Here is an 8,024-nt window from a genome sequence, read left to right on the forward strand (position 1 = left end):
ATTTCCGGCGAGCGCTCCTGAATCCCGCTGCGCTTGGGGATAGGGTTCTTGGTCAGCATCCCCCAATCGACCGCCGCCTCGAGCGCCGTGTGCAACGTGGCGCGCGCCTTGCGGGTGGTCGCGGCGCTCTTCTCTCCGAGCAGGCTGGTGATCCACTCCTGGACCTGATGAGGTTGCAGCCGCTCGAGCGGAATCCTGCCGAGCCGCGGCTTGATGTTCACGCGGACGCCGGTCTCGTAGGTCGAATACGTGCGGATGCTGAGCGTGTTCGCCCTCACCCGCGCCTCGCATTGCTCGAGGAAGTGGTCGAGGTATTGACCGACGGTCCACCTGGTCCGCAGCGAGGCCGCGGCCATCGCCTCTTTGACCTTGCGCTCACGCTCGAACTTGGCTTCCTTCTGCGTCGTCCCGTAGCCGGTGATCGTCTTGCGGCTGCCATCGGGGAGGCTCACCGCGATCTCGGCGACCCAGCTCGAGCGCTTTGATTTTCCCGAGCGCTGGAAGACCGAGCCCTCGCCGGCGCTGCGCCTAGCCATCCATCACCCGCTTGACCACCTTGCCCATGATGCGGCTTCCCAGCGGCGCGGTGAAAATCCTGTCCTCGCCGGGGTCAGGGTTCAAGGACTCGAGCAAGAGCTCGCCGCCGACCTCCTTCACGAAGCGCTTGACCACCACACCGTCGCCGTTCATCCACACCCCGCAGAAGTCCCCAGGCTTCACCAGACCGTCGTCGAGCGCCACGACTGCCACCGCGCCTTTGGGCAGATAGGGCGTCATGCTGTCGCTCATGGCCCGTAGGCCTATCTTCTGGACGCCAGGATAGACGCTGTCGGGAATGCCCACCACGTCCAGGATGTCGTCGATGTCCCAGGCCGGGCCCGTGCCCGCCGGGTAGACGTTGACGGACTGCAAAGGCACCTGCGTGTCGCTCTGGAAGGTCGCCAGGTGCGTTTGCCTCGAGACGAGCGCGAGGCCGAACTTCTCGGCGAGGTCGCCTATCTCGAGCGAACCGAAACCGTACTCATCGAGCAGCCGCTGCAAGTCTCGAGGATGAATCTCCTCGACGGGTTTCAGGCCGCGTTCAATCTTGCTGAGCGTCGGCTGGCTGAATCCCCTACCCAACCTAGCAGCGATATTCTCCTGCGAGTAGCGCGAGTCCTTGCTCATCAAGTCCTCCCGCTTTTGCCGCAAGTGCTCTCCAAAGGTCATGCTCTTGTCCACCACGGCCATAAGCGAATACTAGCATTATAATAGCACTAGAAGCTTGTATTATTTAGAGAGTAGTAGTAGTCTTAAAGCGTGGCTTGAACTCTCGCTTAAAGCATTTGAAGGAGGGCAGCAGTTATGACTGTCGCAGGTCATTATTCTAGTAATAGTAAAGCTGGTCGGAGCGTGCGACGCCTCAGGGAGGAGGCAAAGCTTACCCGCTACGAGCTGGCTCGAGACGCAGCGGTCAGTTTCGGGCAGCTCACTAACATCGAAGCTCTAGGCGCCACTCCTCGACTGGACACGGCAGTGTCGATAGCCAGTGCGCTGGCTCGAGCCCTGGACCGTGAACCGGCGAGTGTGCTCATGGAGATGGCTGGTCTAGATTCGCGCGGCACCCCGAAGGAAGGCCGCAGGTGAGCGCTGCCGACCTCATCGCCGAATCCGAGCTCGAGCGCGCCCGCATCGAGGCGACGGCTCAGGCAGTGGAGGAGCGTCTGGCGGCGAGGCTCGAGCCCAAGGCGCCGGGCGTGGACCCGTACACGAGTTACACACTCGACGAGGCGGCGGCGCGCATGAACATCAGCCGCTACGACCTGGACAGCCTCCGGGCCAAAGGCCTCATCCGCAGCAGGCGTGTAGGTGGAAAGGTCCGCCTCTTGGAGCGCGACATCCGCGACTACTACGAACACCAGGACACGGATGCAGAGCTCTATTCGGCATGAGAACCGTTCGTCCAGCTTGATTGGAAAGGCAGCGTGAGCCGCCTTACCGTCCTTAGTTCCGAGCGTCAGCGAGAAGCAGCGCAGCGACCGTCTCACGCGGAAGTGAGGAGGCAGCCGTGAGCATACCCCTCAAGGGAATACAGGTAGCCCAGAGACCGGGGGAGCGCCCCCCGATTTCCCATCTCGAGCGCAGGCGCGAGCGCCTGATGACACTGGCCGAGCGCACCTTTGAAGACGGCCGCGACTGGACGCCCTACATGCTGCGCCTCTATGACGCCACGTTGAGGCTCGAGCGGGCGCGCTCCCTCGCCGAACTGGACGCGGCCTGATGAACGAGCCACGAGCGCTCAGGACGCTCAAGAGCGAAAAGGCGTTCATGCAGCAGGTCCGCGACCTCGCCAAGCTCAAAGGCTGGCTTCTCTACCACACCCACGACTCGAGGCGGAGTGAGCCTGGCTTTCCCGACCTGGTGCTTCTCAAGCCGCCGGTGCTCATGTTCGTCGAGCTAAAGCGGGATGATGAGCAGCCCAGCAAGGACCAAGAGCGCTGGCTGGGCGAGCTCGCGGGCGTCGAGCGGGTCACGGTGCAAGTGTGGCGACCGCAGGACTGGGACGACGTGGTCGCTACGCTAGCTCTTCGGGCCAACGGGCTGAGGGACGGCCCCCAACCCGGGGCGCTGTGAGCCTCCCACGCGACTACAAGCCGCTGGTGCGGGCGGCCATTCGCGGCGAGCTGCCGCACAGAGTCGAGATCCAACCGGGCCGCATCACTCACGACCTGAATCAACATGTCTTGGGCGGCTTAGGCGCCTGGGCTTTCGGCGACGAGGCCGAGGGCCTAAAGCGGCTCGAGCTGGCCTACCGAGCGCTGCAAGGGCCGGGCCATGGCTAGGGGCCGCTTTCTCTCTAAGGGCATCTCGGAGTCCGAGCAGGTGGCCGAGCTCGGCAGCGACACCGCCCGGCTGCTGTTCACCTGGCTCATTGCCCACGCCGACGTCGAGGGCCGCCTGAGCGCCAACCCGCGCATCGTCAAGGGCCGCGTCTGCCCGCTGCTGGATATAGGGCTCGAGGACATAGACGCCATGCTCGGCGAGATGGACGTTCTCGGGCTCATCTCCATCTATGAGGCCGAGGGCAAGCGCTTCCTCTGTTTTCCAAGTTGGAATGAGCACCAGCAAGGCATTCGCAAGGACCGCGAGCAGCCAAAATACCCGTCCAGGACGGATGTGCCACAGGCACTTCCTCCGGTCGCCGGACAACTCCCGGAAAATTCCCGCGCTTTGCCGGACAACTCCCGCGCTTTGCCGGACAACTCCCCCCTAAGTTTAAGTACAAGTACAAGTTCAAGTGGAAGTGGAAGGGCAAGCGAAAAAAAAGTGGTGGCGGTCGATGACGAGCCGCCAGCGCAACCGGCGACCACCACCCTTGAAAAGCTCCTAAAAGCCAAATTCGGCGAGCACTACGACAGCATGATGCTCGAGCTTCCCGGCCGGAGAAAGGCATGGCCGGCGCTCACGCTCGAGCGCGCGCGCGGCCTCGTCGCCCAAAGTCAAAAGCCCAAGGACTCCGAGGACAGCCGTTCTTTCCGCACTCGTCTCAAAGACAACCTGGACGCCGCAGCGGGTCTAGCCCACAATCCCAGTGGTGGTGGGCGCGGGCCGGGCGCGGCCGAGCTGGCCGAGCGGGCCGCCGCGGTCAAGGCCGAGGAGGACGCGCTCTGGGAATCGCTGAGCGCCGATGAGCAGGCCGAGAGCGAACGGCGGGCCGCCGAGTTCCTGGAGCGGATGGGGCTCGAGCGCAAGAGAATGGGAGCGAACTGATGACCACTAGCCAAATCCTCCGCCTCATCCGCCTGGCCGCCCGGCTCTACCGGCAGCTCCGCAAGGGCCGCAGCCGGCCGAGAGGCCGCTAGCGTTTCAGCCCAAAGCGCTCACGCATCCGCTCGGCGGTGGTGAGCGCTTTGGGCGCTTGCTTGGCGACCTCGCCGCGCAGCCCGCGCTGCCGCTCGTCGTAGCCAAGCATCTTGTGCTCGAGGTGGTCCAAGACCTCGCCCAGCCGCCACACCGGCCGGTGGGCGCGCAGATAGCGCGGCTTCGGAAGCTTGCCAAGCCGGACATAGGCCCACACCGTTTCTCGGCGGGTCGCGCCGATGTACTCGAGCACCTGCTTGGTGCTTAGATTCTTATATCGCTCGGCATTGCTGAGCATCTCCGAGGGTCGCTTTTTCATGCCTAATCCTAACTTAAACGCTCTAGAACACACTATTACCTATGCGCCAGTAGCACAGGTCGCTTGACGAGCAGCAGAAACTACCTTAGATTTTAAGGTGAGCGACGTACAAAACGATGCTCGAGCGCCTTGGGGCGGCGGAGCGGCGGCGGGCACTACTTCACTTTCGACGGCGAGCTTCGGCAGCAGCCGCCCTGGGCAGAAAAGGGTGAGCCATGAGAGGGATGTTTGGGGTTTTTTGGGTCTTGGCGCTGCTTCTGGCGGCATGTGGGGCGAGCGAGGAGCCGGGGCGAGGCGCTGCCGGCGAGGATCAGGACGACGGCGGCCACTACACCGTCAGCGCAGAGGGGCACTTTGAGGTCGTTTGGGGCAAGGAACAGATAGAGTTCCAGGCAATCGAGCCGAGCGACCTGGAGGCGGCCAACCTACGGAATCCGCTCTTGACAATCCAGATTCGCAACTACAACCCGGTCGGCGCCGGGCCGCGCTCGAGGGCGGTTCCGCAAATTCGCTGGTATAGCGACACCACGCCCATCACCGGAACGATGAACTCATGGATAGAGCCGGCCGACGGCTGGCAGACCGTGGCGACGAACGGCCAGAAGCAAGTGAGCTTCACGGCGCTACCCGGCCGCTCGAGCCGCACGCTTAGCTGGCCCAGCCCTTACGTCTACCAACCCGACGCCCGGATGTGCGCCTGGATTAGCGCACAGCTCGAGGCGAGAGCGCCCAACGGCGATCAGGTTTGGGGTGTGCTCGAGACGCGCATCTGTGAGGCCGCCGCCCAGCGCACCCCACAAGACACCATCCTGGCGACAAGGAAGGTGACCGACAGCAAGGGCACCACCCGCACCGTGCAGCTCAGGCACATGCCCGGCCGCGGCCATCGGGCGCTCGTGCGCGTCGAGGCGATCAACCCGCTCGAGCTGAGTGAGCGGGCCTGCTTGCACGGCCAGGGCTTTTCCTCGTGCGCTCGCAGCGCGGTCATGAAGGAGAGCTTTAGCAACTGGGGCGTGGCCGAGTTCGTCACCGGCTACCATGACGCGCTCACCGGCGACCTGTGCGCGAGCGTGGGTAACGCCGGCGCCTGCGCGAGCGGCGAGCGCGAACTCCTCAAGCAGCACACCTTTACCGACGGCATCAACACCAACGTGGTCTTAGTCGAGAACGATAAGGGCGTCTTTGCCCGCTACCGGTTCAGCCTGCCCAAAGACACCTCTATCGAGCGGGGCAGCCTGACCTTTCGCGATGTGGGCCGGAATCAGGTGCTCACCGCGAACCCGCCCACCGGGCAGGGTGAAGCCGTCTTGACTCGTGAGCAGGGACCGCTGCCGCTCGGCGCCGACGGCTACTGCTATCTCTTGGACGTCGAGGTGATTGCCGTCAAGGGCCTGGACAGGATAGAGATGGGCGGCTGCACGGACGGGAGCAACCCGCGCTGATGGACTTCGACGCTTTCATCGGCCGCGAGGCCGAGGTCAGAGCGATTCTGAGCAACGTCGCCCAGGGCCGCAGCTCGCTGCTCATCGGCGAGGCCGGCGTGGGCAAGAGCGCGCTGCTCGAGGTCATCGAGCCGCTGCTTTGTGAGGAGGGCAAGCCGGTCTTTATCAGCCGGATTAGCCCCTTCGGCACCTTCCTCCGTGAGCTGTACGCGGGCCTGCACGCGCATGGGCTGACGGCTGAGACGGGGCCGCTCGAGCAGGCAATCAAGCAGTGGTCAAAGCGCTTCGCAAGCAACGACGAGCGGGCGCGCGACCTGGTGCATATCGCCGGCTCCGGAGGCGTCATCATCGTTATAGATGACGCCTCCGGCATCAACAACTCTTCTAGACCCTGGCTCGAGGCGCTGTGCGAGGCTTGCATCCTCATCGCCGCAACCGACCCGGCCGCTTTGCAGAAGCACGGCATGAAGCGCTTTTGGAAGCGCTTTGATGAAGTGCAGCTTGGCCGGCTCTCCAAAGCTCAGGCCGAGGAGCTGCTGGAATCGCTCATCGACCGCTACCGCATCACCGCCGACGAGCCGGAAGTGTACCGGCGCCGGGTGCTTGACCTCGCCCAAGGCTCGCCGTTTGAACTCGCCCGGCTGGTCAAGTACCACTCGAGCGAGGCGCTGGTAAGAGCGAGGGACATCTCGGGTCAGCAGTTTGTCGAGCAGGACATTCAGGGCGTTTCCATCGCGCCGCTCCTCTTGGTCTTGGGCGCCTTTGTGGTGGCCGCCCGCTACATCGCCCGCGCCCAGGGCGACATGGACCTCTACGTGATTAGCGGCATCGGCATTGGATTCTTGGTTATTTTCGGGCCGCTGATTCGTTCGACCATCCGGCCGAGGAGCTTATGAAATATCTTCTGGTTCTGCTCTTGCTTTGCCCCTTGGCTCTCGCTGAGGAAGCCGCCCCGGCACCCGTTTCACAGGGCACTTTGGCCGCTCAGGAGGCTCAGCCGCCCCGACAGACCGAACTCGAGACCTTCTTTAGCCCGGCGGAGCTGGAGGCCCTGGAGCGGCTTGTGGCGGTCGCTCAGGAGCGCAGCCCGACCATCCTCCAGGCCGCCGCCACGCTCAGAGTCGGCGAGGCCCAGCTCGAGATAGGCGGCCGCCTGGCCGACGCTCTCAGTCTCAACGTGGGCGCCGGTGTGAGCGGTGACTTCTACGGCCAACTGTCGCCGTCCTATTCCATCTCCGCCGGCGTCGATGTGGTGGCGCTGGCCGTCCACAACGACCAGACGACGATTCTCCGGGCCGGGCTGGCAGCGGCCCGCGCCTCAGCCCGCGCTGAGACGGCAGGCGCCTTCGTCCGCTATGTCGTCTCCCGGCAGAGCGTCCAGGCTGCCGCCCTGGCCGTCGATTCATCCGACGCTGCCTTTCGGGTCGTGCAGGCCCGGCTCGAGATTGGCGAGTCGACCATCTCCGACCAACTGGCCGCCCAGTCGGCGGTGTCATCGTCGGCGGTGGCGCTCTTGCGGGCGAACGGCGAGCTCGTGATTGCGCTCGAGCAACTGGCCGCGACGGTGGGCCTGAGCCCCCAGGAGACGCTCGAGGTGATTCGGGGATGAAGGCGGCCACTCACCTGGCCTTTGCCGGTCTCGTCGGGGTCATCGCCGCAGGCTTCGACGCGCCGCCCGGCGTCGCCGGTGGGGCCGCCCTGGCTGCCGGCGCCCTCTTGCCCGACATCGACACCACGACGTCGGGCCTTGGCCGCTGGATAACGCCGGTGTCAGGGCCACTCGAGCAGCGCTTCGGTCACCGCACCATCACCCACTCGCTGGTCGGCATGGCCGCCCTGGCGGTCCTGACCGCCCCGCTGCTGGCCCTTAACCCGGCCGTGTGGGCCTGGCTGCTTGTGGGCGTGTTTAGCCACATCGTCTTGGACACCGCCAACATCATGGGCGTGCCGCTTCTCTGGCCGCTCAGGCTCCAGTTCTGGATGGTCAATAACCGCTCGCTTCGCGTTCCCTACGGCAGCCCGCGAGAATTTGCCTTTCTTGGCTGCTTCGCGGTCGCTGCCGTCGCTCTTATGCCGCTATCCGGTGACGGCTTCAGCCCATGGTTCCACCGCTTCATCGGGGCGCCCTACAGCGCATCGGCCGACTATCTCAGATGGCGTGACGACTTCGAGGTGTGGGCCGAGGTGCGCGGCCACAACCTCTTGACCAACGAGGAGATCAGCGGCCGCTACCGCATCATCGACGCGCTCACGCCCGAGGAGCTGCTTCTCGAGGACGAGGGCGGCCGGGCCTACACCGCCGGCCAAGGCGCGGCCGCCAACATTCAGACGCGCCGCATCACCGCCTGGAAGGGTGAGCCCATCGCCTCATCGGTCTACCGGGTTGACTTGGAGGGCCGGCTGGTCACCGACCTCATCACCTC

Annotated in this window: 12 protein-coding genes; 9 read left to right on the plus strand and 3 right to left on the minus strand. The window is 64.7% G+C overall.

Annotated features, from left to right (window positions below):
• A partial coding sequence (locus tag M3498_01580) for an N-terminal phage integrase SAM-like domain-containing protein (GenBank protein ID MDQ3457987.1) occupies positions 1 to 536 on the minus strand: 536 nt, incomplete at its 3' end.
• Positions 529 to 1,230, minus strand: coding sequence for a helix-turn-helix domain-containing protein (locus tag M3498_01585; protein ID MDQ3457988.1), 702 nt, complete (start codon positions 1,228 to 1,230; stop codon positions 529 to 531). The genes M3498_01585 and M3498_01580, both read right to left, overlap by 8 nt.
• Positions 1,231 to 1,622: 392 nt before the next feature.
• Here M3498_01585 and M3498_01590 point away from each other — a divergent pair, with 392 nt between their 5' ends.
• The 5 genes from M3498_01590 (at position 1,623) to M3498_01610 (ending at position 3,750) form a co-directional block, all read left to right on the plus strand.
• Positions 1,623 to 1,931 carry a helix-turn-helix domain-containing protein gene (locus M3498_01590; GenBank protein MDQ3457989.1) on the plus strand — a complete coding sequence of 103 codons (309 nt, stop codon included), beginning with the start codon at positions 1,623 to 1,625 and terminating at the stop codon, positions 1,929 to 1,931.
• Between the two features lie 116 nt (positions 1,932 to 2,047).
• On the plus strand, positions 2,048 to 2,260 hold the full coding sequence (locus M3498_01595) for a hypothetical protein (GenBank protein ID MDQ3457990.1): 213 nt from the start codon (positions 2,048 to 2,050) through the stop codon (positions 2,258 to 2,260).
• Positions 2,260 to 2,613 carry a VRR-NUC domain-containing protein gene (locus M3498_01600; GenBank protein ID MDQ3457991.1) on the plus strand — a complete coding sequence of 118 codons (354 nt, stop codon included), beginning with the start codon at positions 2,260 to 2,262 and terminating at the stop codon, positions 2,611 to 2,613. Before M3498_01595 ends, M3498_01600 begins: the two co-directional genes overlap by 1 nt.
• Complete coding sequence (locus M3498_01605) at positions 2,610 to 2,822, plus strand: hypothetical protein (protein ID MDQ3457992.1); 213 nt, start codon at positions 2,610 to 2,612, stop codon at positions 2,820 to 2,822. Before M3498_01600 ends, M3498_01605 begins: the two co-directional genes overlap by 4 nt.
• The gene (locus tag M3498_01610; protein ID MDQ3457993.1) at positions 2,815 to 3,750 is read left to right on the plus strand and encodes a hypothetical protein; all 936 of its coding nucleotides are present in this window, start codon (positions 2,815 to 2,817) and stop codon (positions 3,748 to 3,750) included. Before M3498_01605 ends, M3498_01610 begins: the two co-directional genes overlap by 8 nt.
• Positions 3,751 to 3,838: 88 nt before the next feature.
• Here M3498_01610 and M3498_01615 read toward each other — a convergent pair whose 3' ends face one another.
• The gene (locus tag M3498_01615; protein MDQ3457994.1) at positions 3,839 to 4,159 is read right to left on the minus strand and encodes a hypothetical protein; all 321 of its coding nucleotides are present in this window, start codon (positions 4,157 to 4,159) and stop codon (positions 3,839 to 3,841) included.
• Between the two features lie 224 nt (positions 4,160 to 4,383).
• On the opposite strand from M3498_01615, the gene M3498_01620 reads away from it, so the two are divergent.
• The 4 genes from M3498_01620 to M3498_01635 form a co-directional block, all read left to right on the plus strand.
• Positions 4,384 to 5,601, plus strand: coding sequence for a hypothetical protein (locus M3498_01620; protein MDQ3457995.1), 1,218 nt, complete (start codon positions 4,384 to 4,386; stop codon positions 5,599 to 5,601).
• Complete coding sequence (locus M3498_01625) at positions 5,601 to 6,497, plus strand: ATP-binding protein (GenBank protein ID MDQ3457996.1); 897 nt, start codon at positions 5,601 to 5,603, stop codon at positions 6,495 to 6,497. The genes M3498_01620 and M3498_01625 overlap by 1 nt, the downstream gene beginning before the upstream one ends.
• On the plus strand, positions 6,494 to 7,210 hold the full coding sequence (locus tag M3498_01630; GenBank protein MDQ3457997.1) for a TolC family protein: 717 nt from the start codon (positions 6,494 to 6,496) through the stop codon (positions 7,208 to 7,210). The genes M3498_01625 and M3498_01630 overlap by 4 nt, the downstream gene beginning before the upstream one ends.
• A partial coding sequence (locus M3498_01635) for a metal-dependent hydrolase (protein MDQ3457998.1) occupies positions 7,207 to 8,024 on the plus strand: 818 nt, incomplete at its 3' end. The genes M3498_01630 and M3498_01635, both read left to right, overlap by 4 nt.

The organism is Deinococcota bacterium, assembly GCA_030858465.1.
In the GTDB taxonomy this organism is placed as follows: Bacteria; Deinococcota; Deinococci; order Deinococcales; family Trueperaceae; genus JALZLY01.

What these genes read in the sequence shown, in the direction of transcription:
- M3498_01585 (MDQ3457988.1), bottom strand. Translation starts at nt 1,230, where the DNA reads ATGGCCGTGGTGGACAAGAGCATGACCTTTGGAGAGCACTTGCGGCAA.
- M3498_01600 (MDQ3457991.1), top strand. Translation starts at nt 2,260, where the DNA reads ATGAACGAGCCACGAGCGCTCAGGACGCTCAAGAGCGAAAAGGCGTTC.
- M3498_01610 (MDQ3457993.1), top strand. Translation starts at nt 2,815, where the DNA reads ATGGCTAGGGGCCGCTTTCTCTCTAAGGGCATCTCGGAGTCCGAGCAG.
- M3498_01615 (MDQ3457994.1), bottom strand. Translation starts at nt 4,159, where the DNA reads ATGAAAAAGCGACCCTCGGAGATGCTCAGCAATGCCGAGCGATATAAG.
- M3498_01620 (MDQ3457995.1), top strand. Translation starts at nt 4,384, where the DNA reads ATGTTTGGGGTTTTTTGGGTCTTGGCGCTGCTTCTGGCGGCATGTGGG.
- M3498_01625 (MDQ3457996.1), top strand. Translation starts at nt 5,601, where the DNA reads ATGGACTTCGACGCTTTCATCGGCCGCGAGGCCGAGGTCAGAGCGATT.
- M3498_01630 (MDQ3457997.1), top strand. Translation starts at nt 6,494, where the DNA reads ATGAAATATCTTCTGGTTCTGCTCTTGCTTTGCCCCTTGGCTCTCGCT.